Annotated in this window: 19 protein-coding genes and 1 tRNA gene; 4 read left to right on the forward strand and 16 right to left on the reverse strand. The window is 60.1% G+C overall.

Annotated features, from left to right (window positions below; all coding sequences use genetic code 11):
• Window positions 1-86: 86 nt before the first annotated feature.
• On the reverse strand, window positions 87-2,102 hold the full coding sequence (gene uvrB / locus KGA81_RS19880) for an excinuclease ABC subunit UvrB (RefSeq protein ID WP_223547796.1): 2,016 nt from the start codon (window positions 2,100-2,102) through the stop codon (window positions 87-89).
• Window positions 2,103-2,438: 336 nt separating this feature from the next.
• Between uvrB and KGA81_RS19885 the strand changes: the two genes are divergently transcribed.
• Window positions 2,439-3,635, forward strand: coding sequence for an amino acid aminotransferase (locus KGA81_RS19885; protein ID WP_223547797.1), 1,197 nt, complete (start codon window positions 2,439-2,441; stop codon window positions 3,633-3,635).
• Window positions 3,636-3,866: 231 nt separating this feature from the next.
• Window positions 3,867-4,076, forward strand: a complete 210-nt coding sequence (locus KGA81_RS19890) for a hypothetical protein (protein ID WP_223547798.1) — start codon at window positions 3,867-3,869, stop codon at window positions 4,074-4,076.
• On the opposite strand, the gene KGA81_RS19895 is transcribed toward KGA81_RS19890, so the two are convergent.
• The gene (locus KGA81_RS19895) at window positions 4,073-4,303 is read right to left on the reverse strand and encodes a hypothetical protein (protein WP_223547799.1); all 231 of its coding nucleotides are present in this window, start codon (window positions 4,301-4,303) and stop codon (window positions 4,073-4,075) included. The genes KGA81_RS19890 and KGA81_RS19895 overlap by 4 nt on opposite strands.
• A gap of 227 nt (window positions 4,304-4,530) precedes the next feature.
• On the opposite strand from KGA81_RS19895, the gene KGA81_RS19900 reads away from it, so the two are divergent.
• Window positions 4,531-4,606: transfer RNA gene (locus KGA81_RS19900), tRNA-Asn, on the forward strand.
• A gap of 155 nt (window positions 4,607-4,761) precedes the next feature.
• On the opposite strand, the gene KGA81_RS19905 is transcribed toward KGA81_RS19900, so the two are convergent.
• From KGA81_RS19905 to KGA81_RS19960, 12 genes are all read right to left on the reverse strand, one after another.
• Window positions 4,762-6,540, reverse strand: a complete 1,779-nt coding sequence (locus tag KGA81_RS19905) for an acyl-CoA dehydrogenase C-terminal domain-containing protein (RefSeq protein WP_223547800.1) — start codon at window positions 6,538-6,540, stop codon at window positions 4,762-4,764.
• A gap of 157 nt (window positions 6,541-6,697) precedes the next feature.
• Window positions 6,698-7,708, reverse strand: a complete 1,011-nt coding sequence (locus KGA81_RS19910; protein ID WP_223547801.1) for a YeiH family protein — start codon at window positions 7,706-7,708, stop codon at window positions 6,698-6,700.
• The gene (locus tag KGA81_RS19915) at window positions 7,705-8,031 is read right to left on the reverse strand and encodes a Rieske (2Fe-2S) protein (RefSeq protein ID WP_223547802.1); all 327 of its coding nucleotides are present in this window, start codon (window positions 8,029-8,031) and stop codon (window positions 7,705-7,707) included. Before KGA81_RS19915 ends, KGA81_RS19910 begins: the two co-directional genes overlap by 4 nt.
• On the reverse strand, window positions 8,028-10,556 hold the full coding sequence (locus KGA81_RS19920; RefSeq protein ID WP_223547803.1) for an efflux RND transporter permease subunit: 2,529 nt from the start codon (window positions 10,554-10,556) through the stop codon (window positions 8,028-8,030). Before KGA81_RS19920 ends, KGA81_RS19915 begins: the two co-directional genes overlap by 4 nt.
• A gap of 22 nt (window positions 10,557-10,578) precedes the next feature.
• Entirely contained in the window at window positions 10,579-11,658 is a 1,080-nt protein-coding gene (locus KGA81_RS19925) for a WD40/YVTN/BNR-like repeat-containing protein (protein ID WP_223547804.1), read from the reverse strand.
• Window positions 11,659-11,760: 102 nt separating this feature from the next.
• On the reverse strand, window positions 11,761-13,119 hold the full coding sequence (locus KGA81_RS19930) for a DUF1329 domain-containing protein (protein ID WP_223547805.1): 1,359 nt from the start codon (window positions 13,117-13,119) through the stop codon (window positions 11,761-11,763).
• A 37-nt stretch (window positions 13,120-13,156) separates the two neighbouring features.
• Window positions 13,157-15,061: a DUF1302 domain-containing protein gene (locus KGA81_RS19935; RefSeq protein WP_223547806.1), complete on the reverse strand. Its 1,905-nt coding sequence runs from the start codon at window positions 15,059-15,061 to the stop codon at window positions 13,157-13,159.
• A gap of 63 nt (window positions 15,062-15,124) precedes the next feature.
• Window positions 15,125-16,759: a 3-(methylthio)propionyl-CoA ligase gene (locus KGA81_RS19940; protein ID WP_223547807.1), complete on the reverse strand. Its 1,635-nt coding sequence runs from the start codon at window positions 16,757-16,759 to the stop codon at window positions 15,125-15,127.
• 127 nt (window positions 16,760-16,886) lie between these two features.
• Entirely contained in the window at window positions 16,887-18,173 is a 1,287-nt protein-coding gene (locus KGA81_RS19945; RefSeq protein ID WP_223547808.1) for an MFS transporter, read from the reverse strand.
• A gap of 112 nt (window positions 18,174-18,285) precedes the next feature.
• On the reverse strand, window positions 18,286-19,335 hold the full coding sequence (locus KGA81_RS19950; protein WP_223547809.1) for a 3-keto-5-aminohexanoate cleavage protein: 1,050 nt from the start codon (window positions 19,333-19,335) through the stop codon (window positions 18,286-18,288).
• 34 nt (window positions 19,336-19,369) lie between these two features.
• Window positions 19,370-19,771, reverse strand: coding sequence for a carboxymuconolactone decarboxylase family protein (locus tag KGA81_RS19955; RefSeq protein WP_223547810.1), 402 nt, complete (start codon window positions 19,769-19,771; stop codon window positions 19,370-19,372).
• A 125-nt stretch (window positions 19,772-19,896) separates the two neighbouring features.
• A complete protein-coding gene (locus KGA81_RS19960) occupies window positions 19,897-20,721 on the reverse strand; it encodes an SDR family NAD(P)-dependent oxidoreductase (RefSeq protein ID WP_223547811.1) in 825 nt (274 codons plus the stop codon).
• Between the two features lie 119 nt (window positions 20,722-20,840).
• Between KGA81_RS19960 and KGA81_RS19965 the strand changes: the two genes are divergently transcribed.
• Window positions 20,841-21,851, forward strand: coding sequence for an AraC family transcriptional regulator (locus KGA81_RS19965; protein ID WP_223547812.1), 1,011 nt, complete (start codon window positions 20,841-20,843; stop codon window positions 21,849-21,851).
• A gap of 752 nt (window positions 21,852-22,603) precedes the next feature.
• Here KGA81_RS19965 and KGA81_RS19970 read toward each other — a convergent pair.
• Both KGA81_RS19970 and KGA81_RS19975 read right to left on the reverse strand, forming a co-directional pair.
• Window positions 22,604-25,738, reverse strand: coding sequence for an efflux RND transporter permease subunit (locus KGA81_RS19970; RefSeq protein ID WP_223547813.1), 3,135 nt, complete (start codon window positions 25,736-25,738; stop codon window positions 22,604-22,606).
• Window positions 25,735-26,844, reverse strand: coding sequence for an efflux RND transporter periplasmic adaptor subunit (locus KGA81_RS19975; RefSeq protein WP_223547814.1), 1,110 nt, complete (start codon window positions 26,842-26,844; stop codon window positions 25,735-25,737). The genes KGA81_RS19970 and KGA81_RS19975 overlap by 4 nt, the downstream gene beginning before the upstream one ends.
• Between the last annotated feature and the right edge of the window lie 154 nt (window positions 26,845-26,998).

The raw sequence follows: 26,998 nt of genomic DNA on the forward strand, positions 1-26,998 counted from the left end.
CGCGAGCAAGCTCGCTCCCACAGGGTTCAGTGTGATCCCTGTGGGAGCGAGCTTGCTCGCGATGAGGCCAGTTCAGACACTACAAATCAAACAGTGATCAACCGCTCGCGCAACTTGGCAATCTCGTCGCGCATCTGCGCCGCCGCTTCGAACTCCAGATCCCGGGCAAGCTGATACATTTTCTCTTCCAGGGCTTTGATACGCTTGGCGATCTCGCCCGGTGAGCGCAATTCGGCTTCGTACCGGGCGTTTTCCTCGGCGGCCTTGGCCATGCCTTTGCGCTTCTTGCTGCGCGAACCAGGTACGGTGGCGCCTTCCATGATGTCGGCAACGTCCTTGAACACGCCCTTCGGCGTGATGCCATTGGCCAGGTTGAAGGCGATCTGCTTGTCGCGACGACGCTCGGTTTCACCGATCGCCCGTTCCATGGAACCGGTAATGCGGTCGGCATAGAGAATCGCCCGGCCATTGAGGTTACGTGCCGCGCGGCCGATGGTCTGGATCAGCGAGCGCTCGGACCGCAGGAAGCCTTCCTTGTCAGCATCGAGGATCGCTACCAGCGAGACTTCCGGCATGTCCAGGCCTTCACGCAACAGGTTGATGCCCACCAGCACATCGAAAGTGCCGAGACGCAGGTCGCGGATAATCTCGACCCGTTCCACGGTGTCGATGTCCGAGTGCAGATAACGCACACGCACGCCGTGGTCGGCCAGGTAATCGGTCAAGTCTTCGGCCATGCGCTTGGTCAGCGTGGTGACCAGCACCCGCTCCTCGACGGCGACGCGCTTGGTGATTTCCGACAGCAAGTCATCGACCTGGGTCAGTGCCGGGCGGATCTCGATTTGTGGGTCCACCAGCCCGGTCGGGCGCACCACCATGTCAATGACGCGCCCGGCGTGTTCGGCTTCGTAGTTCCCCGGCGTCGCCGAGACGAAAATCGTCTGTGGGCTGATGCTTTCCCACTCATCGAAACGCATTGGCCGGTTGTCCAGCGCCGACGGCAGACGGAAGCCGTATTCGACCAGGGTTTCCTTGCGCGAGCGGTCACCTTTGTACATCGCGCCAACCTGCGGCACGCTGACGTGGGACTCGTCGATCACCAGCAAGGCGTCCGGCGGCAGATAGTCATACAGCGTCGGCGGCGGCGCGCCGGCTTCGCGACCGGACAGGTAGCGCGAGTAGTTTTCGATGCCGTTGCAGTAACCCAGTTCGAGGATCATCTCCAGGTCGAAACGGGTGCGCTGCTCCAGGCGTTGGGCTTCCACCAGTTTGTTGTTGGAGCGCAGGTATTCCAGGCGCTCCTGCAGCTCGACCTTGATCCCTTCGACCGCAGCCATCAGGGTTTCCCGTGGCGTCACGTAGTGGCTCTTGGGGTAGAAGGTGAAGCGCGGCAGTTTGCGAATCACTTCGCCGGTCAGCGGATCGAACGCCGAAAGGCTTTCCACTTCATCGTCGAAGAGCTCGATGCGGATTGCTTCGAAATCGGATTCCGCCGGGTGGATATCGATCACATCGCCACGCACGCGGAAGGTCGCGCGGGCAAAATCCATGTCGTTGCGGGTGTACTGCAGGTCAGCCAGGCGTCGCAGCAATTCACGCTGATCGAGCCGGTCGCCGCGATCCACATGCAGCACCATTTTCAAATAGGTTTCCGGACTGCCCAGGCCGTAGATGCAAGACACCGTGGTGACGATGATCGCGTCCTTGCGTTCAAGCAATGCCTTGGTCGCCGACAAACGCATCTGTTCGATGTGGTCGTTGATCGAGGCGTCTTTCTCGATGAAGGTGTCCGAGGACGGCACGTAGGCTTCGGGCTGGTAGTAGTCGTAGTAGGAAACGAAATACTCCACCGCGTTGTTCGGGAAGAACGCCTTGAACTCGCCGTACAACTGCGCCGCCAGGGTCTTGTTCGGCGCCAGCACCAGCGTCGGGCGCTGCACCTGGGCGATCACGTTGGCGATACTGAAGGTCTTGCCCGAGCCGGTCACACCGAGCAGTGTCTGGTGCGCCAGCCCGGCTTCGATGCCCTCGACCATCAGGCGGATGGCTTCCGGCTGATCGCCGGCGGGCTCGAAACGGGTGACTAGCTGGAATTCAGACATGAAATACCTCTGGAATCACGCTTGCCGGTAAAACCGGCACGAACGAAAAAGACCGCAAACGACCGATGTCGCCCGAAGAAAAAACTGGATTGTGCTCAATGTGGAGCCGATTGCCAGCGCTTTCAAGGCAAACGTCCTACATCGCGCAAAACCTTTGCCGACACCATTCGACTACCGGTCGAGAAATAATCGGAAAAACTTACCCGAAATGCTGATTCGCCTGTCGCCAGCAAACGCCGATGGCCTCTATACTAGCTCCCCGTTTGTGCACCGCTCTAGTGCATTCGGCTGGAGCGCGACACGTCCCTCCATTCTCCATTCAGAGCCGCCGCAATAATGAGCCTGTTCTCCGCTGTCGAAATGGCACCACGCGATCCAATCCTGGGCCTCAACGAAGCATTCAACGCCGATACCCGTACCAACAAGGTCAACCTGGGGGTCGGTGTTTACTGCAACGAGGAGGGGCGAATTCCACTCCTGCGCGCCGTTGTCGAAGCCGAAACCATTCGTGCCGCTCAACACCTTTCCCGTGGCTACCTGCCAATCGACGGCATCGCCGCCTACGACCAGGCCGTGCAGAAATTGCTGTTTGGCAATGACTCGCCGCTGATCGCCGCTGGCCGCGTCATCACCACCCAGGCCGTTGGCGGTACTGGTGCTCTGAAAATCGGCGCCGATTTCCTCAAGCAACTGCTGCCGAACGCCGTTGTGGCAATCAGCGATCCGAGCTGGGAAAACCACCGCGCTCTGTTCGAAACCGCGGGTTTCCCGGTGCAGAACTACCGCTACTACGACGCCGCGACCCACGACGTGAATCGCACCGGCATGCTCGAAGACCTGAACGCGCTGCCAAACGGCTCGATCATTGTGCTGCACGCCTGCTGCCACAACCCGACTGGCGTGGACCTGAGCCCGGCCGACTGGAAAAACGTCCTGGAAGTGGTTAAAGCCAAAGGCCACGTGCCGTTCCTCGACATGGCGTATCAGGGCTTTGGCGATGGCATCGACGAAGATGCCGCTGCCGTGCGTCTGTTCGCCGAGTCGAACCTGACCTTCTTCGCCTCCAGCTCGTTCTCCAAGTCGTTCTCGCTGTACGGCGAGCGTGTGGGCGCCCTGTCGATCGTCAGCGAATCGAAAGAAGAAAGCGCGCGCGTGCTGTCGCAAGTCAAACGCGTAATCCGCACCAACTACTCCAACCCGCCGACCCACGGTGCCAGCGTTGTCGCTGCGGTGCTGAACAGCCCGGAACTGCGCGCCCAATGGGAAGCCGAACTGGCCGAAATGCGCCTGCGCATTCGCGGCATGCGCACCCAGATGGTCGACCTGCTGGCACAAAAAGCGCCCCAGCGCGATTTCAGCTTCGTCGGTCGTCAGTGCGGCATGTTCTCCTACTCCGGCTTGAGCGTTGAGCAGGTTCACCGCCTGCGCAGCGAGTTCGGCATCTACGCCCTGGACACCGGCCGCATCTGCGTGGCCGCGTTGAACCAGAGCAATATCAAGGCCGTTACGGATGCCATCGTTCAGGTGATCTGATCACGTCTTGAAATGGAAAACGGGAAGCCATCGTGCTTCCCGTTTTTTATTCGCCTCAGATAATTCCCGATGGACTGACCGAGACCTCTAAACTCCACACATCGACCTTGTAGGAGCTGGCTTGTCAGCGAAGGCGGTCGATCCACCAACACCAATGCTGACCGTTATGACCTCTTCGCTGGCAAGCCAGCTCCTACAGGCTGTCTTCACCCGGATTTTTCGAGAACCCACATGAAAAACGACAACCTGCGCGCGGACCGCGATGATCTGGATGACCTGGATCACTTCACCCCCCGCGCCCCGACAAAACGCGGCAACAACCTGGTGATGCAAGTGGCCGCTGGTGTGTTTCTCGGCGGCCTGGCCCTGTGGCTGGTGCAATTGGGTGCCACGGCGCTCTACGCCAAACTGATGGTTGCCACGATTACCTTCGGCGGTTAAGCCAGCTCGGTCGCACGCTGACTGACCGCATCGTCATAGGCGACGTAGAGTGATTCGGCGACCTGACTCTTGATTGCCTTGGTGCTTTCCAGCCCCAGGACAAAACCTTCCGCCTTGCCGCCAGCGCGGTTCAATGCTTCAACGGTGCCGGCCTGGGTGATGGCGTCGAACAACTTTTCAGCGTGGGGGCCGACACCTTTGGGCAGGCTGATTTGAGAGATGCTCATGGGTGCACCCCGTGGTGTCGAGGTGTGAGGGTCAAATGATTCATGGCGCATACCTTTTCGGCGAATGGCCGGCAGCGCGTGTCACCACTTCCGGGCGGCCATGGTAGACCTCTGGGGCGATCCTGGTAACCGCCAATCGCCGCTAAACCACCGCCCGCCCCGATGATTCGCTCCCATTGTTATTCGATGCTTGACTTCTCTTTTTGAATCAGTAAGATACGCGCCATTCCGCGATAGCTCAGTTGGTAGAGCAAGTGACTGTTAATCACTGGGTCCCTGGTTCGAGTCCAGGTCGTGGAGCCAGACAAGGTTGCAGAGAAGGCTTTCAAAATCTCTGCCCCCCCGAAAAACCCGCCCTCTCAGGCGGGTTTTTTCGTTTTGGCGTTCTGTCGGATTCCGGACCACGCTGGTGGTCCCTTGAAGTTCAAGTGGCACGATTCACAACACAAGCAAGCGCATCAGAATTGATCAGCATTCAGCAGATACAGACTTTCGCTGCCGGCCTTGACCGAAGCGGTCAATGAGTAGATCCGCGGCAACAAGCGTGCGAAGAAGAAGCGCGCAGTGCCGAGTTTGCTCTTGTAAAAATCGTCCTGATCCTGCTTGGTCAGCGCAGTACGCGCCATGAGGGCCCACATGTAGGCGTAGGCGGTATAGCCGAACACGTGCAGGTATTCGACTGAAGCCGCACCGATTTCATTCGGGTTGGATTTGGCACGCTCCAACAGATCGGCCGTCATTTGCTCCAGATTGGCGACGGCTGCTTTCAGTGGCTCGGTGAACTCTGCCAGCGAAGGATTGGTGCACTCGATGAACGCCATGATCTCCTCGGCGAAGTGCTTGTAGAGCGCCCCACCGCTACCGATCACTTTACGACCCACCAGATCCAGTGCCTGAATGCCGTTGGTGCCTTCGTAGATCTGGGTAATACGGCAGTCGCGAATCAACTGCTCCTGACCCCACTCACGAATGTAACCGTGGCCACCGAAAATCTGCTGGCCGTGAATCGTGGTTTCCAGCCCCAGGTCGGTCAGGAACGCCTTGGCCACCGGGGTCAGCAACGCCACCAGATCCTCCGCACGCTTGCGGGTGGTCGCGTCTTCGCTGAACTTGGCGGTGTCCAGTTGCATCGCCACGTAGGTGGAGAAGGCGCGGCCCCCTTCGTTCAAGGCTTTCATGGTCAGCAGCATGCGACGCACGTCCGGGTGGACGATGATCGGGTCAGCCACTTTGTCCTTGTTCTGCGCGCCGGTCGGCGAACGGCTTTGCAGACGGTCACGGGCGTACTCAACGGCGTTCTGGTACGAGCGCTCGCCCGTGGCCAGGCCCTGGATACCGACGCCCAGACGTTCGTAGTTCATCATGGTGAACATCGCCGCCAGGCCTTTGTTCGGCTCGCCGACCAGGTAACCCACGGCTTCATCGAAGTTCATCACGCAGGTCGCGGACGCCTGGATGCCCATCTTGTGTTCGATCGAACCGCAGCTCAAAGGGTTGCGCGCGCCCAGGCTGCCATCGGCATTGACCATGAACTTCGGCACCAGGAACAGCGAAATGCCTTTCGGCCCCGCCGGTGCATCCGGCAGCTTGGCCAGCACCAGGTGGATGATGTTTTCGGTCAGGTCGTGTTCGCCACCGGTGATGAAGATCTTGGTGCCGCTGACCTTGTAGGAACCGTCGGCCTGAGGCTCGGCCTTGGTGCGGATGATCCCCAGGTCCGTACCGGCGTGTGGCTCGGTCAGGCACATGGAACCGGCCCAGACGCCGGCGTACATGTTCGGCAGGTACGCCGCTTTGAGCTCTTCGCTGGCGTGGGCGTTGATCGACAGGCAAGCGCCGGCGGTCAGCATCGGGTACAGGCCGAACGCCAGGTTGGCCGAGTTGACCATTTCTTCGACCTGGGCAGAAATCACTTTGGGCATGCCCATGCCACCGAACTGCGGGTCACCGCCGACACTGACCCAGCCGCCTTCGGCATAGCCACGGTAGGCCAGGGGAAATCCGCTCGGGGTTTTCACCGCGCCATGGGTCCAGGTGCAGCCTTCTTCGTCACCGCTGCGGTTCAGCGGAGCGACGGTGCTGGCGATGAGTTTGCCGGCTTCTTCGAGGATTGCACAGGCAGTGTCTTCGTCTACCACTTCAGCCAGGGCCGGTAGTTGGGCCCAGAGTCTGGATACTTCGAATACTTCATTGAGAACGAAGCGCATATCGCGCAGAGGAGCTTTGTAGTCAGCCATGATGCAATCACTCGGAAGGCGTTGGGGGATCACCCATTTCGGGTTTTGTTATGGGCAACATGATAAGAACGCTCGGGGACCACGCCTTGACCTTGCGGGACAAATTGCCCGTCGCTGGTCAAGCGCCGGGGGAGCCGAGGCGCGGTCGGCTCGGCAGTCAGCGGCTCCAGTGCAGTAACAGCAGCACCAGTGCTGCCAGGAATACGGTTTCGCCAATCATCAACAGGATCGGTTTGATGCCGACCGCGGCCAACTCCTTGAGTTGAGTCTTCATGCCCAGCGCGCTGATGGCGATGACCAGGCACCAGCGCGACAGCTCATTGACCCCGGTCTGGATCAGCGCTGGCACCCAACCGGTGCTGTTGACGCAGGCCAGAATCAGGAAGCCGACGGCGAACATGGGCAGCAACGGAGGTCGTTTGCCCGTCGGATCGGCGCCCTGCATGCGGGTCACCAGGGCGGCGCAGACAATCACCGGCACAAGCATGGCCACACGCATCAGTTTGACCACGGTGGCGGTATCTCCCGTCTCGGTGGACATGCTGTAGCCGGCACCCACCACCTGTGCGACGTCATGGATCGTTGCCCCGAGAAAGACTCCGGCCTCCTGCGGCGAAAGAGCTGCCCAGTTGGCGATCATCGGATAGAGGATCATTGCCAGGGTGGACAGCGCCGAAACGCCGATCACGGTGAACAGGGTTGCACGCTCCTTCTGTGGGTGGTTGGGCAGTGCGGCGGCGAGCGCCAGCGCAGCCGAAGCACCACAGATAGCCGTGGCGCCGCCGGTGAGCAGGCCGAAGATGCGCTTGAAACCCAGAATCCTGGCCGCTATCACCGAGACTCCAATGGTCGCCACCACCACAATCACCACCAGCGCAAATGGCTTCCAGCCCAGAGCGGCGATTTGCTCGAGCGTGATGCGCATACCCAACAGCGCCACGCCGATGCGCAGCACATTGCGCGCCGTGAACTCGATGCCGGCCTTGCACTTGCCGTCCCCGGCAAGAAAGTTCACGGACATGCCGAGCAACAGGGCGAAAAGCATCACCGGCGCACCGTAATGCTCGGAAAGGAAGGTCGCCGCAGCGGCAACGATCAAACTGACAACGAAGCCCGGCGCCAGCTCACGTGTACGACTCTGGACATTGGCGAGCGCGATGCTGCTCATGGGGTGCATTCCTCGGGAAAAAAGACAATGAAAGTCTGGCCGTCGATGACTTCGACCGGATAACTGGCGACCCGCAGCCGGGTCGAATTGAGCAAATAGCCGCTGGCCAGGTCGAAGCGCAAACCGTGGGCGCAGCACCTGATCACCTGCCCTTCGAGACGCCCGCTGCACAACGAAGCCCCTTGGTGCGGACAGCTGTCGTCGACGGCGTAAAGCTGACCATCGACGTTGAACAGCGCAATGCTTGAGCCTTCATCCACGAGCAGGATTCGGTTACCGGGTGTCGGTACCTGCAACGCCGCCACTGCGATCCGCCGGCTCATGCCACAGGCCCTGCGTCGCACTGGACGCGAACAGCATCAGCTGGCTGTTGCGCGTCAGGGACTAAAGGCTGAGCAAGGGGCAGCTTCTTGTGCAATCCAGTATTCAAGAGGAAGTACGACAGCGCCGGGATCAAAATCAGCGCCCCGAGCATGTTCCACAGGAACATGAAGGTCAGCAGGATGCCCATGTCGGCCTGGAACTTGATCGGCGACCAGGCCCAGCAGATGACGCCGGCAGCCAGGGTAATACCGACCAACCCCACCACTCGACCGGTGAAAGCCACCGCATTGCGGTAGGCCTCGGATAGCGGCAGGCCCTGGCGCTGGAAGTGCAGTTGCACGCTGAGCAGGTACAACGCGTAGTCGACGCCGATGCCCACGCCGAGGGCGATCACCGGCAGGGTCGCCACCTTCACGCCAATGCCCATGGCCACCATCAAGGCTTCACAGAGGATCGAGGTCAGCACCAGCGGCAACAGTGCCACCAGCGTGGCACGCCAGCTACGGAAAGTGATCAGGCAGAACAGCGTCACCGCCAGGTAGACATACAGCAACATGGTGCGATTGGCCTCGCGCACCACGATGTTGGTCGCCGCCTCGATCCCGGCGCTGCCGGCGGCCAGCAGAAACTGGCGATCGTCGGTGCTGTTCTCGCGGGCAAATTTGTCGGCGATGGCCACGACTGCATCCAGCGTCTCGGCCTTGTGATCCTTGAGAAAGGCGATCACTGGCATCAGCGAGCAGTCAGTGTTGAACAGTTCCGGGGCATTGACCGAGGCCTGCTGCGCCGCGTAGTTCAGCACGTCCTGGTTACGCTGGAGGCTGTTGAGCTTGGGATTGCCCTCATAGGTGCCGGCGGTGATCTGGCGCACCGCGTTGACCAGCGAGGCGGTGGCCTGCACGCCCGGATACTGTTGCAGCTCCCAGGCCAGGCGGTCGGCGAGCACCAGGGTCTTGTAGTTCAGGCAGCCTTCCGGTGCCGTCTTGATCATCACCGCGAACAGGTCGCTGGACAGCGCGTAATGCTGGGTGATGTAGGCGTTGTCGCGGTTGTAGCGCGAGTCGGCGCGCAGCTCCGGCGCACCGCTGTCGAGGTCGCCGATCTTCAGGTTCAGGCTGACCATGAAACCGCCAATGCCCATCAACACCGCGACCAGAACCGCACCGGTGGCCCACTTGGCGGTGGTGAAGCGATCGAGCGCGTCCCACAGCTTGCCGAAGCCTTTGTGCTTCTCGGCGCGGTTGTCTATTTTCAGCGCACGCTCGGCGGCTTTCGCGCCGACGCCGACATAGGACAGTGCCACCGGCATCAGCAACAGCGAGGTGAAGATCAATACGGCGACACCAATGCTGGCGGTAATCGCCAGGTCCTGGATCACCGGAATATCGATCAGCATCAGCACAGCGAAGCCGACCGCGTCGGCCAGCAATGCGGTGACGCCGGCAACAAACAGCCTGCGGAAGGTGTAGCGCGCGGCAATAAGCCTATGAGTGCCACGGGCGATGTCCTGCATGATGCCGTTCATCTTCTGCGCCGCGTGGGACACGCCGATGGCGAAGATCAGGAACGGCACCAGCACCGAGTACGGATCGATGGCGTAGCCCAGCCAGGCGACAATGCCCAGTTGCCAGACCACCGCGATCAGCGAACAACCGACCACCAGCAAGGTGCTGCGCACACAACGGGTGTAGAGGAAGATGATCACCAGCGAAGTGAACACCGCCAGGCCGAAGAACATCATCACCTGAATCAGGCCGTCGATCAGGTCACCCATCAGCTTGGCGAAACCGATCACCCGGACCTTGTAATGGCCGGTGCCTTCGACCCCGGATTTACGCGCCGCGCTATCGCCGGCAAACTCGATCTTGTCACGCAAACGCTCCTCGAGCAGCCTGGAGAATTCGTGGTAGTTGAGGCCCTGGCCGGTGGCCGAGGCTTTGTCCAGAAGCGGCACGATCAACATGCTCGATTTGTAGTCGCTGGCCACCAGACTGCCGACGATGCCGGCCCGGTTGATGTTCTGGCGCAACTGCTCGATGCCGGCCGCATTGCCCTGGTAGGCGTCAGGCATTACGGGACCGCCCTGGAAGCCTTCCTCGGTCACTTCAGTCCAGCGCACGGCCGGGCTCCACAGTGACTTCATCCAGGCCCGGTCGACACCCTCGGTGAGAAACAGTTCGTCATTGACCTGTTTGAGGACAGCCAGATAGTCCGGATCGAAGATGTCGCCCCGGGTGTTTTCCACCACCACCCGCACCGTGTTGCCCAGGCCACGCAGGGACTTGCGGTTCTCGAGGTAGTTCTGAATGTACGGCTGGCTTTGCGGAATCATCTTCTCAAAGCCGGGACGCAGTTCCAGGCGAGTCACCGCCATATAGCCCAACACCAAAGTGACCAGTGTCATGAGCAGCATGAACAGCGGACGATGGTTGAACACCAGCCGCTCCAGCAGATTGCCGGAGCGCCGATCGAAGTCCCGCAGGTCGCGGATCACCGGCATAGTGTCTTGCGTCAATTTGCTCATGTCAGGGTACTCACTCTAATTCTTATTGTTCTTCGACGGGCAGCGCACGTACGCCACGGCTGCCGACCAGTACCAGCGCGCCGTCGGCCGCCAGGGTGGCGCCGGCTATCGGTGACGGGTCGGTTTGCGCAGCCAGCCGCAGTTTGCTGTTGCTGTCATCGGTCAGCAGCGTGTGCCCGGCCTGGGTGAACAGCCGGTAATGCCCACGGCTATCGAGGAGCGCGGCGCTGATGCTGACTTGCAGACCGCTATCGAGCCGAACCCAGTTGACCCCGCCATCGGTACTGCGCAAGACATGGCCGCGCAGGCCATAGACGAGTACCTCGCCAGGTTGCCCGACGACGCCGAAATAGCTGCCCTGATACGGTGTTTCCAGGGCAGCGAAACGCCGGTGCGAATCGTCCCATTTGAGCACCAGGCCCTGCTCGCCAGCGATGTACAGCGCATCGCCCGTCGAGGCGATGGCATTGAGGTGAAAGTCCTGCGGGTTGTCGGTGCGATCCTGGAACGGCGTCCAGTTGCGGCCGCCATCCTCGGTGCGCAGGATCAGGTTGAACATCCCGACTGCATAACCGAGCTTGTCGTTGGCGAACCAGACGTCGAGCAGCGGCTTGTCCGCGCCCTCCTCGATCAGCCGCTGGCCGTCGGCGGCCAGTACGGCCCATTGCTCGTTGTCCGGTTCGGCCAACGCCAGGGCGGTGTAATGCTTGAACATCAAATCGCCGATCTGGCGGCCATCGAGCTGCTTGCTCCAGGTCGCGCCGGCATCGCTGCTGTGCAACACCACGCCATCGTTGCCCACCGCCCAGCCTTGCTCGGCGGTTGGAAAATACACGGCATTCAGGTCGCTGCTGACAGGCACGACTGCCTGCTGCCAACGCTTGCCATTATCGTCGGAATACAGAATGTGGCCACGCTGCCCCACGGCGACCAGACGCTGCCCGGCATGGGCCAGATCCAGCAAAGGGCTGCGCGACGCAAGGGCGCTCGGCTTGGCGGGCAAATCCAGCACATCAACGAAGCTGGCCGCTTGAACCACGCTTTGCAGCGCCAGCGTCACGACCAGCACGAGCTGCATGATTTTTTTATAGCAGGAGCACATAACGCGCCCTCATGGCAGAAGGCGCCGGATTGCACGCAAGCACAACCCGGCGCAAGAACTGTCCGATCACAAATCGGACAGCAGAGAGTAGCGACGAGGCAATTAACGGATACCGGCACCCGCCAGCGATTCCGGCGCCCACTGGGTCTTGCTCAGCGCCTCGCTGTACTTGATGCCGCCGTATGGGCCGGGCAGGCCGATGGCGCTGTAGGTGCCACCGATCAGGTCGTACGTCAGATAAGGCGTGGCATCCGGTACCTGCTGGTCATAGCTTTGGCTGAGGAAGGTGTAAACGCCGCGGTACAGCTGGCCGTTCGCATCGTATTGGTCAGAGGCCAGAGCGATCCAGCTGTCTTCGTCCAGGTAGAAACGGCGTTTGGCGTAGATATGACGGGCACCAGGTTTCAGAGTGGCCTCCACCACCCACACACGGTGTTTCTCCCAGCGAACGAACTCGGGAGCCAAGTGATTCGCAGTCATCATCGGCTTCAGATCGTTCTGATAGGTCACACGGTACGTGTTGTACGGAACGATCATTTCCTGCTTGCCGACCAGCTTCCAGTCATAACGGTCCAGCGCACCGTTGAACACGAACGCATCGTCCCAGGTGGCAGCGCCAGCGGTACCCGGGTTGGGGGTATCGTAGGCCAGGCTCGGCGCCAGCTTCACGCGGCGCTGCCCCGGCAGGTATTGCCAGCCACGGCGTGGTTGCTCGAGTGGGTTGACTGCATCGCGCAGCAGCACCGCCTCACCGGCGCGTCGGGCCGGACCGGTGTAGGCCAGTTTGATCTGGTAATAGGTGTCGGCAGCCGCGAGCGGTTTGGAAAGGTCGTCATAGGCGGCGTAGTTGATCTGCGCGCTGCCGGTCGTGGCCAGGCTGGCAACACCGGCGGAGTCGACGTTCCAGTTGTCGTACTTGCTCTGGATGTTGACGCCCTGGTAACGCAGCAAGTGATTCCAGATCGCCTCGGCGCCGGTCTTCGGGATCGGGAAAGGCGTGCCCGGCAAGGCATTTTCGATCGCATTACCACCGTCGGTCGAGCGCGCCGCCGTGGCATTTTTTACCGTATTGTCCAGAACGCCCTTCGGCAGCGCGGCAGTTCGATGGGTCGGAAAGACTTCAATGCGAAAGCCTGGATAACGCTTGGCAAGCTCAGCGGTTACCGCCGTCAACTGGCCCTTGTACTGGTCGACGTTTTTGCCGTCGATGACCAGCAGCGGCTTCTCGCTGGCAAACGGATCCGGGCGCATGCTGTCGCCCGCCTTGAAGCCGGCCGGCGGGGTGGTCAAGCCACCCTGATAAGCCGGAATGGAACCGTCGGCATTACCGGCTTTCTCGGCGCCGATCTGGGTCAACTGGTTACCCAGTTTGGCCGCTTCGGTGGCGTCGACGGCTGCGTGGGACGGCCCCGCAAGGGCCAGGGCCAAGGAGGCGGCCATCAGTGTATAGGCGAATTTCATCTTATTGTTCTCCTGCTTGCGCTTGGCAATGTGTAGATCAGAAGGTGGTTTTCAGGGTCAGGTAAAGGGCACCACGATCTTCGGTGGCACCGGCGCCGGAGAAGGACGCATATCCGCCGCCAAAGCAGGTGTAACGCTGCGTGCCGTCAAGGGCGTTAGGGGTTGAACCATCGGTTGCGCCGTTGTCACATTTCGTGGTTTCGCCGAAGGCGTCGACGTACTTGAGGTCGACGTAGTACTGGTTGTAGACAGCAGCGCTCACCCCAACGGCATAGGTGCCGGTATCTTCTGCCCCGCCCGCTACCACAGGCGAAACGCCGTCGATACCGAGGTTGACCGACATCGGTGCGCTCAGGTCCACACCGGGAAATACCTGGTACCAGGTCGGCGTGAAGTTGACCGCGATCCCCCAGTTGTCACGGGTAGGCTTGTCGATGCCGCGATAGCTGTCCTCGCCCTTGTAGAGCGCCTTGTTTTTGCTGTCGAGGCTCAACAGATTGCTGTAATACAGTTCACCCAACAGGCTGGCTGAATCGAATAGCGGGGTGTCGCCGAAAGTGACCAGGCCATTGATGGTCCAGTGCAACGTGTCGCCGGTGGCGGCCATGCTGTCACCAGCGCGGGGTGCATCGGTGATCACACCTGTCGCCGGACTGCGCGCCGGGAGCAGGCCAAGGCCTGCCTGCAACCCGCCAGGGCCAGCCGCACTGATGATTGCCGGAATACTCGCCAGTGGCATGTTATGGCGTACGTTCAGGTCACTACCGACGCTGACCCCGCCGAACTCCTTGGACAGACTGAGGCCATAGATGTCGATGTCGTCGGCATAAGCGAACTCATAGGTGGTGGTACTGATCGAATTGCGCAAGCCGGGTACCCCGCCAACACTGGTCAGGCCTCGAGTGTCGAGAATCGCTTGCGGAAGAATGTCGGAGGTTTTGCGGTAGTAGGCGCTCAGCGTGCCGTCCAGCCATTCGGGTGACCACTTGAGCATCAGGCCCCAGTCACCCTGATTGTCGGGGGTGAAGTCATCGCCGCGGCGAACGGTTGTCAGTGTACCGTTCGGACCGGCGAGCCCCGCCCCCCCTGTGTGCCCCAAAAGAAACGACTGGGCACCGAAGCCCACGAGGTCAGAACCACCGTAGTAAGTGCCGGCCTCGGGCAAGCGCGCGGCATCCCAATCGAGGAAATACTGCGCGCCCACTGTCAGCTCGGGGTTGATGGTCAACGTGGTGGAAATCTGGTTGCGCGGCACGAACAGTTCTTTGGCTTCCGTGCCGGGCGACGCAGCCAGTTTGGCCAGATCGAGGCCGGACTGGCCATAACTGATCGAATGCACCGGGTTGAGAATGGTTTCACCCCAGAACACGTTATGCTGACCAGCCTTGATATTGAGCAGGGACTCCTCACCCACCTCGGCGTTGTAGAACACAAAGGCATCGAGGACTTCACCGGACGGACCACTGTAGTAACGCTGGGCATAGTTGCTCAGGTGCGGGCTGCCAAAAACGGCCGGCGCGCCTGGATGCCCGCCGAACCCTGAGATCGACGAAAAATCGTCGTTGCCGTTGGGAAACGGGTTGGAGTTGGAACCGGTATTGTCATAGGCCTTGTCATACCAGCTCGCCGTGCTGACACGAAAACCGGTCTTTTTCTGGTAGACCACATCCAGCTCGGACAGCAGGTCGACACGGTTGGTGATGTTGGTGCCGGCCTTACGGAAGTTGTAGTCACCGTCGTTGTTGTTCGGCGTTCTCAACATGCGCTTGTCGGCCCCTTCGGTGCGCACGCCGTAGTTGTACTTGACGGTATTGTCGAAACGGATGGAAAAGTCTTCGTTGCCGGTGTCCAGTTCCATAGCATTTGCCGCTGGAAGGCTGACCGTAAGGATGGCCGAAACCAGCAACCGGTGCCGCACGGGCAGGAGGTTGTTACTCTTCATTTTCTGATGTGCCTGTGTGTTTTTGTTTTTGTTTTTTTGTAGGGTGTAACCGGAACCTATCGCTCAGGCGGGTAACCGATAATCACGGAGCATTTCTCGTAATTTCAGCTTCTGCACCTTGCCCGTGGCGGTGTGTGGCAGTTCATCCACGAACACCACGTCATCGGGCAGCCACCAGCGCGCCACTTTATCGGTGAGAAAATCCAGCAAGGCTTCGCGACTGGCGGACCGGCCAGCCTTGAGTACCACCACCAATAGCGGACGCTCCTGCCATTTCGGGTGGGCGATGCCGATCACCGCAGCCTCGGCGACGGCCGGGTGGCCGATGACTGCATTTTCCAGATCGATCGAGGAAATCCACTCGCCGCCGGACTTGATCACGTCCTTGGCGCGGTCGGTGATCTGCATGTACCCATCCGGGTCGAGGGTGGCGATGTCGCCGGTATCGAACCAACCGTCGCTGTCGAGGATCGGGCCACCTTCGCCGCCGAAGTAACTGCTGGCGATCCACGGACCTTTGACCAGCAAATGACCGAAAGCCTTACCATCACGCGGCAGACTCCTGCCCTCCTCGTCGATGATCTTCATCGCCACACCATAGGGGGCGCGGCCTTGCTTGCTCTGCAGATCAAGGCGTTGCTCGAGGCTGGCGTCGGCGTGTTTGGGCAACGGATGGCAGACGGTGCCCACCGGTGACATCTCGGTCATGCCCCAGGCATGCATGACGCGGGTATCGAATAGACGCTCGAAGCATTCGACAACCGCGCGCGGTGCAGCGGCGCCACCGATGACCACGCGATTCAGGCACAGCTCGTCGCGGGGTTGCAGGCCGGCCTTTTCAACATGTTGTTGCAGCATCATCCACACGGTCGGTACGCCGAGCGCCATGGTCACGCCTTCATCGCGCATCAGTTCGTACAGACTGGCACCGTCCATGGCCGGCCCCGGCAGAACCAGCTTGGCACCGGACAAGGCACCGGCATAGGGCATGCCCCAGGCGTTGACATGGAACATCGGCACCACAATCAATGCCACGTCGTTGGCTGACAGAGAAAAACCACTGGGAGTGCAGGACATCATCGAGTGCAGCACGGAGGATCGATGCGAATACAGCACGCCTTTGGGGTTACCCGTGGTGCCGGAGGTGTAGCACATTGACGAGGCGCTGTTTTCATCGAGCGACGGCCAATCGAACCGGGTCGAATGGTCGGCAAGCAGCTCTTCATAACAGCGCAGGTTGGCAACCTTGATGTCGGGCATGTTCGCCCGATCGCACAGGGCGATGAAGGCTTTGACCGTCGGCAGTTTCGGCGCCAGTTCTTCCACCAGGGCAGCGAAGCTCAGGTCGAAGAACAGGTACTGGTCTTCGCCATGGTTGGCAATGAACTCGATCTGCTCAGGGAACAAGCGCGGGTTGATGGTATGCAGGACGGCGCCCATGCCGGATACGCCAAAGTACAGTTCCATGTGCCGGTAACCGTTCCAGGCCAGCGTGCCGATGCGCTCGCCCGGCTGCACACCGAGGGTGGTCAGGGCGTTGGCAATCTGACCTGCGCGGCGGCCGATATCAGCGTAAGTGCAGCGATGGATGCTTCCCTCTGCGATGCGCGAGACGATCTCTGCGTCCGGGTGGGAAACACAGGCGTGCTCAAGCAGCGAAGAAATCAGTAGCGGTTGGTGTTGCATCAGGCCGAGCATCAATGGTCACCTATTATTGTTTGAATTACAGTTTTGCGGCGCTCAAAGGCATTGCTGCAGCGAGCAATAATCCTTGTCCTGCTGGCTGTTTGTGGTCATGCAGAGAGGGGCGCGAGGAGTCTCTTGTTCATGAAGTACGCTCTCCCTGCTGCAGGCGAGCGAGATCGTTTCGGTAGTGCCGACCGGCCTGTAGAAAGGCAAAGACCGCGCCGAAACTGGCCAGTGGCACCACCGCCATGGCGACTTGCAGATCAAAGACATCGGCGAGCGCTCCAGTGATGAACGGGCCGGGAGCCAGGCCGATAATGTTGTTGGCCAGCACCAGGACCGCCAACGCCGAAGCATGGATCGACGCGCTGGTTACATCCGAAATCACCGCACCGCAAGGCCCGGCGAAACCGGCACCGATCAGCAGACCGACACCGATCAGCACCAATTGCAGCGGGCTGGGCGGCAGCGCAAAAGCCGTCAGCAGGATCAGCGCCGAGATCAGGGCAAAGAGCATGGGGACGCGCAGCTTGTTGCGATCATCGCGGCGGCTCAGGCGATCGACCAGCGCACCGCCACCTGTCATGCCGATTCCTGCGACCAGTACCAACAGGCCGGCGCTGGTCGCTGACTGGGTCATGTCCATGCCATGGAAACGGTTCAGATAGCTCGGCATCCAGGCAATCACCGAACCCTGGATGAACATCTGCAGGCCAGACCCGAGGTAGGTCCACTGCGAAGTCGGCGTGGTCAGCAGTGTCCGCAACACGGCCTTCAGCGGCATGCGCGCGACCGGAGTTTGTACGACGGGTTTTGCAGGCTCGCGCACCACCATCGGGTAGATCACGGCGAGCAACAGGCCCCCCGCTCCCACCGCGATGAACGCCATGCGCCAGCCGTAATGTTGGGCCAGCACGCCGCCCAGAACTACCCCGAGTACCGAGCCGAACAACGCAGCGGCGAGGAAGGCGCCAATCACTGTGGAGTGCAGGCGCCGCGGGAAAACACTGAGCAGAATGGCACCACCTGCGCAGCCGTAGCCCGCCTCCCCTAGACCGACCACGGCGCGGGCCATGAGCATCGCAACAAAGTTGCCACTCAGGCCGCAGGCGATGGTCGCCAGGCCCCAGACGATAGCCATGAGTGTGGCGCTTTTCACGCGGCCCCAACGATCAGCCAGCAAGGACACGGGAAAGGTCATGAGCCCGACGGTCAGAGCGACGGCGCTGACCAGCGCGCCGAGCTGGGTATCGCTCAAGGCCCATTCGGCCTTGAGCGAGGGAAAAACGGCATTGATGACCTGGCGCGACATGTAGTCGGACAACATCAAGCCAAATGTCAGCGCAAACACTAGCCAGGCGTAACCACGCGAAACTCGTGGTGCGTCATCCTCGGCGATGTCGGTGCTGCTGATGGGAAGAGCCATAACGGGCACTCCAGGTTGATTCACTAACAGCGTGATCAGGATTGCCGCACGGCCAAGGCCGCACGAATAGGTGTCTGCGGTGGGCAACCCACCGCATGTTTTCAACCTAGCGCTAGTCCCACATCAAATTGCCGCGCTGGCCCGGTTGGCGATTCGGCGCCCAGCCAAGCGCCTTGAGTGTTTCGTCGGTGCTGGCGTAGGTTTCGCCAATCTTCATGGTGGCGCGGGCTTCGTCGGCAGTGGCGATGTCGCGGCCCAGGTGCCGGGCCTGCTGTACGCACCATTCGATCTGCTGTACGGAGGTCATACGTTCATAACGCGGGCCGCTCAGACAGTCTTCAATGCCGACCCGTACGTGGTGCCCCATAGCAATGGCGATGGCATTGGTGGGGTAAATGGTGCGCATGATCGACTCGTTGGTCAGTACCGCACCGTCGGGCACGCGGCGGGCAAATTCGACCAGATCGGCTGGATGCCGTCCGGCCAGGCCGCCACCAATGCCCACGTAGCAGAGGTTCAGCGGGCCCTTGTACAGACCGTTGCGCACAATGTGTTCGACGGTTTCCAGCTGATGGACATGACCCAGCATGAAAAATGGCTGGATGCCGTTTTCACACAGGAGGCGCAGGTTGGTTTCATAGAAGCTCGGGCCGGCTTCCAGGTACATGTCACGGAACGCGGCCAGCATGGCCGGCTCTGCCAGCGACGTGCCTTCGATGTCCTGCGCGGTCAGCAGCTCGGTGATGTTCATCTGGCTGGTGTTAATGGCGATGGTCACCTGATCCGGCTTTGCCTCGAGCAATGCCAGGGCGTGGCGCGAGTCATTGGCTGGCCACTGGGCAATACAACCAGGTTCAGGAGCGAAGGAAATCGAGCCGCCCACCTGCAGAATCATTTTCGGCACTGCTTCACGCAGGCGATGCAGCATCTCGTTGAACATGGACATGCGCTTGGAGCCTTTACCGTCAGCCTCGCGTACATGCACGTGGAGCAAGGTGGCTCCGGCGTTGTAGCAATCGACAGCCTTCTGCACCTGCTCGTCCATGCTCACCGGAATATCTTGCGGGAAGTCGGACGGCACCCACTCGGGACCGTAGGGCGCAACAGAGATGATCAGCTTGTCCTGGTTTTCCGGGTACAGCGAGTCATGGGTGTAGAACATGGCGGTGACCTCGAAATGCGTTGTCGGAAGGAATTCAGTAGGTGTCTTGCATCGGGCCGTCGGCGGCCAGCTTCTGCGCTTCTTCGATAAGCAGCGGGGCGCCCACCGCCATGCTGTGGATGCCCAGCACCGAGGTCAGCTGCAACACCGCGAGCACTTCCTCTACGCTGACGCCGAGTTCCAGGGCCTTGCGGATGTGACGGCGGACGCCCGGGGCATACAAATGAGTGCAGGAGGCGTCGACAGCGATCGAGATCAGTTCGATGGTCCTGGGCTCCAGCACGCCATTGCGCATCGGGTGCACGGCCATGGCGAGGAATTTTTCGATCCACTCGGCATCCAGCTCGGCCAACGTGTCCCAGGCTGGATTCCAATTACCAGCTTCGCGCATGGCATCGCAGGTCGGGGTGACCGTCTCGGACTGATTGAGAGACATGAACAGTTCCTTTTATTTTTGTTAGTGGTTGAACCCACTCTAAGTTCACTGATTCGATTCTGTTTGACCTTACGGGATATCGATTTGACATTTCGGGACACTCTCGTCGCCCACCGCGAAATGCCTCAGATGTAGGTTCCCCCCGCTGCATTGATGATCGAGCCGACCAGGTAGCACTCATCCGAGGCCAGATGGGACACAAGCGCCGCATATTCCTCGGCCTCTCCCAATCGCCCCAGCGGAAGGATTTGGTTGAGCACGTTGAGTTGCTCAGGCGATTGCTGATCGAGGAAATTTTCGAAGGCCGGGGTTCGTACGCCCCCGGGGCAGATGGCATTGACCTGAACATTGGCGCCGGCCACCTCGTAGGCCACCGAGCGGGTGAATGCGATCACTGCCCCCTTGGTCGCGGAGTAATGCGGGCTGTGGGCGCTCATGGCGGAAATACCGGCGATGCTCGCGATATTGATGACCTTGCCGTAGCGCTGCGGCTCCATGCGCTGCAAGGCGGCACGGGTGCAATAGAACACCCCGTCGACGTTTACCGCCCAGAAGCGCTTCCATTCGACATCGTCCATATTGCGGGTAATTTCCAACGATTGACGGCGCACTGGCTGGGTTACCAGTGCGTAATGCCGCTTGCGCCGCTCTTCGTCATGGGGTTTGTCTGGCACCAGGGCTGCATTGTTGACCAGGATATGCAGAGCGCCGAAGCGCGCGTCGATCTGGTCGAACATCGCGTTCACCTCACCACTCGACGAGACATCGCAACGCAGTGCCAGGCATTGTGCGCCGCGCCCCTCGATCTCGGCACGCGTGGCCTCAAGCGCCTCTTCGTTGATGTCGCAAATGACCACGCAGGCGCCTTCGCTGGCAAAGCGCAGGGCGATGGCCCGGCCCAGGCCACCTGCGCCACCGGTAATCAAGGCAACTCGATCATGCAATTTCATTGGAAACACTCCGTCTTGGTGGTGACGCAGTGTCGCCCGGCTGCCGGCATGTCTCTTGACTTAGCGGGACATCGACCTGCTAAGCTGATAAATCGCTGTCCCGGATTGGTAAATCATTCATGAGCGGTCTCGTTCGCAGTGCCAGCCTGACCAACTACGCTGAAATAGCCCGATCTCTGCACGTTGATCACCTGCAGCAATTGCGCCTCGTCGGTCTCGATCCGCGATGCCTGCTCGAGCCAGATTTGAAGATTCCCACCGAAGCCGTAGTGCAACTGCTCGAAAGTTCTGCGCGCGAAGCCGGTGTGGATGATTTTGGCCTGCGCATGGCGGAAACTCGCAAGCTCTCCAATCTGGGACCTCTGGCACTATTGTGGCGTGACGAGCCAACCATCCGTTCAGCCCTGGAAGCGTTCCGCGATTTCCTTTACCTGCACAATCAGGGTTTGGTGTTGAATATCGAGGAAAGTGGTGGCGTCGTGGTTTTGCGTATGGAACAGGTCACGGTGGGTAACCTGCCGGTGCGCCAGGCGATGGAGTTGTCCGTCGCGGTGATCCACCGCTTGCTGAAAGTCTTGCTGGGTAACCACTGGCATCCTTCAGTGGTTTGCTTCCGTCACACTGCACCGATCGACGACAGCCGACACCGCCGAGTGTTCGCCACCTCGGTGCAGTTCAACAGTCTGATGGATAGCATCGTTTGTCGCAGTACCGACCTCGACAAGACATTGCCCAGTGCCGATCCAGTCATGGCCCGTTATGTTCATCAGTATCTGGACAGTATCCGCGAAGAATCCAAAACCGCTTTGCTTGAGCAGGTGCGCCAGATGATCTGGATGCTGTTGCCCACGGGGCGCTGCTCGGTAGAGCAAGTAGCGGTCAACCTGGGATTTGACAGGCGAACACTGCATCGCAAGCTGGTACAGGAAGGCGAAACATTTTCCTCCCTGCTGGATCAGGTGCGTGCTGAGCTGGCAATGCGGCACCTGGCACACTCCAATCATCCTTTGAGTGAGATAGCCGGCGTTCTGGGTTTTTCCGAACTCAGTGCCTTCTCCCGCTGGTTCAGTCGACACTTCGATTGCAGTCCATCCATCTGGAGGGCTCGTCAAACGAACCCGGTAGCCTAATGAGCTCTATATCTCAAATGAGGATTTATAATGGCCATTGGACGATCAAGCTCACCAATATAGAGCCGCAGAATTGCCTGCGTATACCACCTTGGCAGTTGGCTATTGCCGTGCTCATGGGTATCGAAAGAGTTCGCATAAAATACGGGCGTTATTAGGATAATCGTAGGGATATAAGTTTTAGAAATCAGAATAATATCATTGAAAAACAGATGCTTATTTTTCTATTCGAGTCCAGGTCGTGAGCCAGACAAGGTTCCAGAGAAGGCTTTAAAAATCTCTGAAACCACCGAAAAACCCGCCCTCACAGGCGGGTTTTTTCGTTTTGGCGTTTCGTGGAATCCCGGTGGGTACCAGCCGTTTTATGGGTAGATCCTGTAGGAGCCGGCTTGCCGGCGATGGGCTCAAGTACGCCGCGTTTATCCGGTTTATACGCGTTATCGTTGACGACCTTCGCTGGCAAGCCAGCTCCTACACGCGATGGACTCACGTGCGCCGCGTTTATCCGGTTTACACGCGTTATCGTTGACGACCATCGCTGGCAAGCCAGCTCCTACAGGCAATGGACTCACGTGCGCCACGTTTATCCGGTTTACACGCGTTATCGTTGACGACCATCGCTGGCATGGCCACACGTGTAGGAGCGAGCTTGCTCGCGATGGACTCAAGAGCGCCGCGTTTAGCCAGCAAATACGCGTCATCGTTGACGACCATCGCGAGCAATCGAGCGTCGACCGGCTGCTCCTACAGAGTCAGGTCAGCGGCGAGAGGACGGGTGGCGCCCTATCCACCAGGCTTGCCTGTTTGTTCGCTGCTTCGGCTTGCCCCGTATTGCCAGGACGGATCTTGAACCAGATGGCGTACATCGCTGGCAAGAACACCAGCGTCATGATGGTTCCGACGAACGTGCCTCCGATCAGTGTGTAGGCCAGCGTCCCCCAAAAGACGGAATGGGTCAGCGGAATGAATGCCAGGATGGCCGCCAGCGCTGTCAGCAGTACCGGGCGGGCACGTTGTACCGTGGCTTCGACCACTGCGTGAAACGGGTCCAGCCCTTCTTGCGCGTTGTGATGGATTTGCCCGATCAGAATCAGCGTATTGCGCATCAAAATACCCGAAAGGGCGATCAGGCCGACCAGAGCGTTGATACCAAACGGCTGCTGGAAGATCAGCAGTGTCGGCACCACACCAATCAATCCCAGGGGTGAGGTGAGGAACACCATGATCATCGCCGAGATCGAACGGACCTGCACAATGATGACCAGTAGCGTCAAGGCAATCATGATCGGGAATAACGGCAACATCGCTTTACCGGCCTTGCCCGACTCCTCGATTGCACCCGCCTGCTCGATCCGGTACCCGTCAGGCAGCTTGTCGATGACCGGCTGCAGCTCCTTGATGATCACGCTCGAGACGTCCGGTGGCTGCAAGCCTTCGGCAATGTCGCCACGCACGGTGATGGTCGGCGTGCGGTCACGACGCCGCAGGATCGGATCTTCCATACGCACATCCACCGCTCCTACCTGAGACAACGGGATCCGCTGACCCGCCGTACCTACCAGCGTAAAGCCTTCTATCCTGGCGGGATCGAGCCGGATATCACCCGCTGCGCGACCCACCACCTGCACCGAACGAATGTCCTCGCGAACCGCGGTGATCGGTACTCCGGCCAGCAGGAACTGCAATTGCTGCGCGACTGAATTTGACGTCAGCCCCACCGCCTCCAGGCGATCCTGATCCAGAGCGAAATGCAGCGTCGGCGTCAGCGGTCCCCAATCGGTGTTGACGGTTCTCATCATCGGGCTCGCCTGCATCACGTCCTGTACCTGGCCCGCAATCTCGCGCAACGTTGACGGATCAGGTCCCATCACCCGGTAGGCAACAGGGAATGGCGAGTACGGACCAAACACAAGCTGTGTCACCCTGACCCGCGCTTCTGGGGCTAGTCCCTCAGCCGTCGCTTCGCGGATACGCAACTTGAGGGCCTCGCGCGCCTCCTGGCTGTCCGTCAGTACCACAATCTTCGCAAACGACGGATCAGGCAGTTCCGGCGCCATTGCCAGATAGAAGCGCGGCGCGCCTTGCCCGATATAGGCCGTGACGATCTTTGCCTCATCCTGCTTTTGCAGCCAGGCCTCGACCTTGGCGGTGGTCGCGCTGGTCTGCTCAATGGAGGTTCCATAAGGCATTTGCACTTCAATCAATACCTCGGGACGGTCCGAGGTCGGAAAGAACTGCTTCTTGACCAGGCTCATGCCGAGGATCGCCACGACAAACGCAGCGATGACAGTGCCGGCCACCAGCCATTTGCGGGCGATGACTCGCGTCAAAACCTGGCGGAAGCGGTTGTAGTTCGGGGTGTTGTAGATGGCCGCATGACCGCCCTCGACTTTCTTGATGTCCGGCAACAGCTTCACCCCCAGGTACGGGGTAAAAGCGACCGCAACCACCCAGGAGGCAATCAGGGCAATGCCCACGATCCAGAACATGTTGCTGGTGTACTCGCCGGCTGTCGATTGCGCGAAGCCGTTGGGCATAAAGCCGATAGCCGTCACCAGCGTGCCGGAAAGCATCGGCGCGGCCGTATGACTCCAGGCGTACGCGGAGGCTTTGATGCGGTCGTAGCCCTCTTCCATTTTCACCACCATCATTTCGATCGCGATGATGGCGTCGTCCACCAGCAGGCCGAGCGCCAGAATCAACGAGCCGAGGGTAATACGGTCAAAGTTCTTTCCAGTGGCCGCCATCACCACAAACACCACGGCCAACGTCAGCGGCACAGCCGCAGCGACCACAACGCCTACCCGCCAGCCCATGCTGAGAAAGCAGACAAGCATCACCACAAGCAGCGCGACGAAGAATTTGACCATGAACTCGCCGACGGCCGAACTGATATTCACAGATTGATCGGTGACCTTGGAGAGCGTCATGCCCAGCGGCATGCCTTCATTGATCCTGGTCATCTCTGAGTCCAACGCCTTGCCCAGGTCAAGGCCGTTCCAGCCCTCACGCATCACGACCCCCAGCAACAAGGCCTCTTCACCGTTATTGCGCACAAGAAAGGTTGCCGGATCTTCATACCCACGCTCGATCGTCGCCACGTCGGCCAGCTTGAGCGTGCGCCCCTGAACCGCAATGGGCGTGTCACGAATCTTCTGCACCTTATCGAAGGCGCCATCCAGCCGGAGGAAGACCTGCGGCCCATTGGTTTCGATTGAACCGGCGGGCGTGAGCACGTTTTGATTATTCAGCGCGGCAAAGATGTCCTGAGGAGAGATACCCAAGGTGGCCAACCGATCATGGGAAAAGGACACAAAGATACGTTCGGGCTGCTCCCCAATGATGTTGACCTTCTTCACGCCCGGCACATGCAACAGTTGTTGGCGCAACGACTCTGCATCACGCACCAACAGTCGCTGCGGCTCGCCTTTGGCTTTCAGGGCGAAAAGCGCAAATGTCACGTCCGAAAACTCGTCGTTGACCATTGGCCCGATGACACCCGCCGGCAGCTTCCTGGCCTCGTCGTCGAGTTTTTTACGCGCCTGATAGAACTCCTCCTGCACTTGCGAGGGCGGCGTACTGTCGAGCAGCGACACCATCGTGAAAGCAAGGCCAGGACGGGTGTAGGTTTCCGTGCGGTCGTACCATTTCAGTTCTTGCAGGCGTTTTTCAAGTGGCTCTGCTACCTGATCCTGCATCTCCTGCGCCGTGGCGCCCGGCCACGCGGTAATGACCGTCAACTGCTTGACCGTAAACGGAGGATCTTCCGCACGCCCCAGCTGAAAGAACGCCAGGATGCCCGCAACGGCAATCAGGAAGATCAGAAACACCGTGATCGAGCGCTCACGCACGGCGATCGCGGAAAGATTGAAGCGCCCTTCGCTCATGGACGACCCCCGGCAACTTTGACGTCATCCTGTTGAGGCACTCTCACCTCTTCACCTTCGCGCAACAGATGTGCGCCTAACGCGACGATCTGCTCGCCGACCTTGAGGTCGCCCGCGACTCGCACGGTGTCGTCGCTCAAGCCCAGGACTTGTACAGGTCGCCAGGCCACCTTCGCCGGTGTACCGGCGATGACCCACACGCCAGTGCCTTGGCCTGGGTCATAAACGGCAGCGATCGGTACTTGCAGCCCCTGCCCTTGCGAGGTGCCTTCAGCGATCCGAAGCGTGACGGTCGACCCTATCGGTGCATTGGCCAGCGCGCCCTCAAGCACATACCGCGCCTCGAAGGTGCGTGTCATGCGGTCGGCCGAGTCAGACAGCAGCCTCAGCTTCGCGGTCACAGCATCCGTGGCATTGCCATAAAGCGTCGCCTGCGCGGTGGATCCTGCTGCGGGGCGCAACGTCTCGGGCAGGTGCACGATCGCTTCGCGCTGCCCTGCCCGCGCCAGCCGAACCACGGGCTGTCCCGGGCTGACAACTTGGCCGGGCTCGGCGAGCGTCTCCACCACAACGCCGTCGGAATCCGCCAACAGCACCGCATAACCAGAAGCATTGCGGGCTACATCAGCCTGCGCTTCAGCGGCGCCAAGCTGCGCCTTTGCGGTATCCGCTGCGGCTTTGACCTGGTCATAGGCCGACGCGGAAATAGCACCTGCGCCGACCAGGTTGCGATATCGAGCCTCGTCATCTGCTGTCTGTTTGGCCCGGGCCCGAGCGGCCATGACCGACTCTTGCTGTGCTCGCGCCTGCAGCCCCAGGTCGATTGGGTCAAGGCGCATGAGTGGCTGACCACGTTTAACGCTCTGACCGGTGTCAACCAGGCGCTCAAGCACCTTGCCTGATACCCGAAAGCCAAGGTCGCCCTGGACGCGGGCAGCCACGACACCCGTGAAAGAGCGTGAGGCGTCGGAAGAACCCTGAACCGCTGCGGACCTGACCAGAGGGGCATGCGTGCGCGGATCCTCAACGGTGGATGAGTCGCCACATGCCGTCAGGACCAGAGGCAACAAGCAAGCGGCAATGGGGAAAGATCGAAGCCGGCGCATAGGTTCCCTTACTTCAAAATAGGACGAGCGTCATATTCTCAACCTAGTGACTATAAGTGTCAATAGTCACAAACCATGAAACATCCAGCGTCTCAAGCTCAACACCATGAGCACCGCTCATCCGCTAGCAAAACCAAAAAACCGCTCAAATCAC

Origin of the sequence: Pseudomonas sp. A-B-19 (assembly GCF_019947515.1) — a bacterium.
In the GTDB taxonomy this organism is placed as follows: Bacteria; Pseudomonadota; Gammaproteobacteria; order Pseudomonadales; family Pseudomonadaceae; genus Aquipseudomonas.

Excerpts from the sequence above, each read along its gene's own strand:
- uvrB (WP_223547796.1), bottom strand. The coding sequence starts at position 2,102 with ATGTCTGAATTCCAGCTAGTCACCCGTTTCGAGCCCGCCGGCGATCAG.
- KGA81_RS19885 (WP_223547797.1), top strand. The coding sequence starts at position 2,439 with ATGAGCCTGTTCTCCGCTGTCGAAATGGCACCACGCGATCCAATCCTG.
- KGA81_RS19890 (WP_223547798.1), top strand. The coding sequence starts at position 3,867 with ATGAAAAACGACAACCTGCGCGCGGACCGCGATGATCTGGATGACCTG.
- KGA81_RS19895 (WP_223547799.1), bottom strand. The coding sequence starts at position 4,303 with ATGAGCATCTCTCAAATCAGCCTGCCCAAAGGTGTCGGCCCCCACGCT.
- KGA81_RS19905 (WP_223547800.1), bottom strand. The coding sequence starts at position 6,540 with ATGGCTGACTACAAAGCTCCTCTGCGCGATATGCGCTTCGTTCTCAAT.
- KGA81_RS19910 (WP_223547801.1), bottom strand. The coding sequence starts at position 7,708 with ATGAGCAGCATCGCGCTCGCCAATGTCCAGAGTCGTACACGTGAGCTG.
- KGA81_RS19915 (WP_223547802.1), bottom strand. The coding sequence starts at position 8,031 with ATGAGCCGGCGGATCGCAGTGGCGGCGTTGCAGGTACCGACACCCGGT.
- KGA81_RS19920 (WP_223547803.1), bottom strand. The coding sequence starts at position 10,556 with ATGAGCAAATTGACGCAAGACACTATGCCGGTGATCCGCGACCTGCGG.
- KGA81_RS19925 (WP_223547804.1), bottom strand. The coding sequence starts at position 11,658 with ATGTGCTCCTGCTATAAAAAAATCATGCAGCTCGTGCTGGTCGTGACG.
- KGA81_RS19930 (WP_223547805.1), bottom strand. The coding sequence starts at position 13,119 with ATGAAATTCGCCTATACACTGATGGCCGCCTCCTTGGCCCTGGCCCTT.
- KGA81_RS19935 (WP_223547806.1), bottom strand. The coding sequence starts at position 15,061 with ATGAAGAGTAACAACCTCCTGCCCGTGCGGCACCGGTTGCTGGTTTCG.
- KGA81_RS19940 (WP_223547807.1), bottom strand. The coding sequence starts at position 16,759 with ATGCTCGGCCTGATGCAACACCAACCGCTACTGATTTCTTCGCTGCTT.
- KGA81_RS19945 (WP_223547808.1), bottom strand. The coding sequence starts at position 18,173 with ATGGCTCTTCCCATCAGCAGCACCGACATCGCCGAGGATGACGCACCA.
- KGA81_RS19950 (WP_223547809.1), bottom strand. The coding sequence starts at position 19,335 with ATGTTCTACACCCATGACTCGCTGTACCCGGAAAACCAGGACAAGCTG.
- KGA81_RS19955 (WP_223547810.1), bottom strand. The coding sequence starts at position 19,771 with ATGTCTCTCAATCAGTCCGAGACGGTCACCCCGACCTGCGATGCCATG.
- KGA81_RS19960 (WP_223547811.1), bottom strand. The coding sequence starts at position 20,721 with ATGAAATTGCATGATCGAGTTGCCTTGATTACCGGTGGCGCAGGTGGC.
- KGA81_RS19965 (WP_223547812.1), top strand. The coding sequence starts at position 20,841 with ATGAGCGGTCTCGTTCGCAGTGCCAGCCTGACCAACTACGCTGAAATA.
- KGA81_RS19970 (WP_223547813.1), bottom strand. The coding sequence starts at position 25,738 with ATGAGCGAAGGGCGCTTCAATCTTTCCGCGATCGCCGTGCGTGAGCGC.
- KGA81_RS19975 (WP_223547814.1), bottom strand. The coding sequence starts at position 26,844 with ATGCGCCGGCTTCGATCTTTCCCCATTGCCGCTTGCTTGTTGCCTCTG.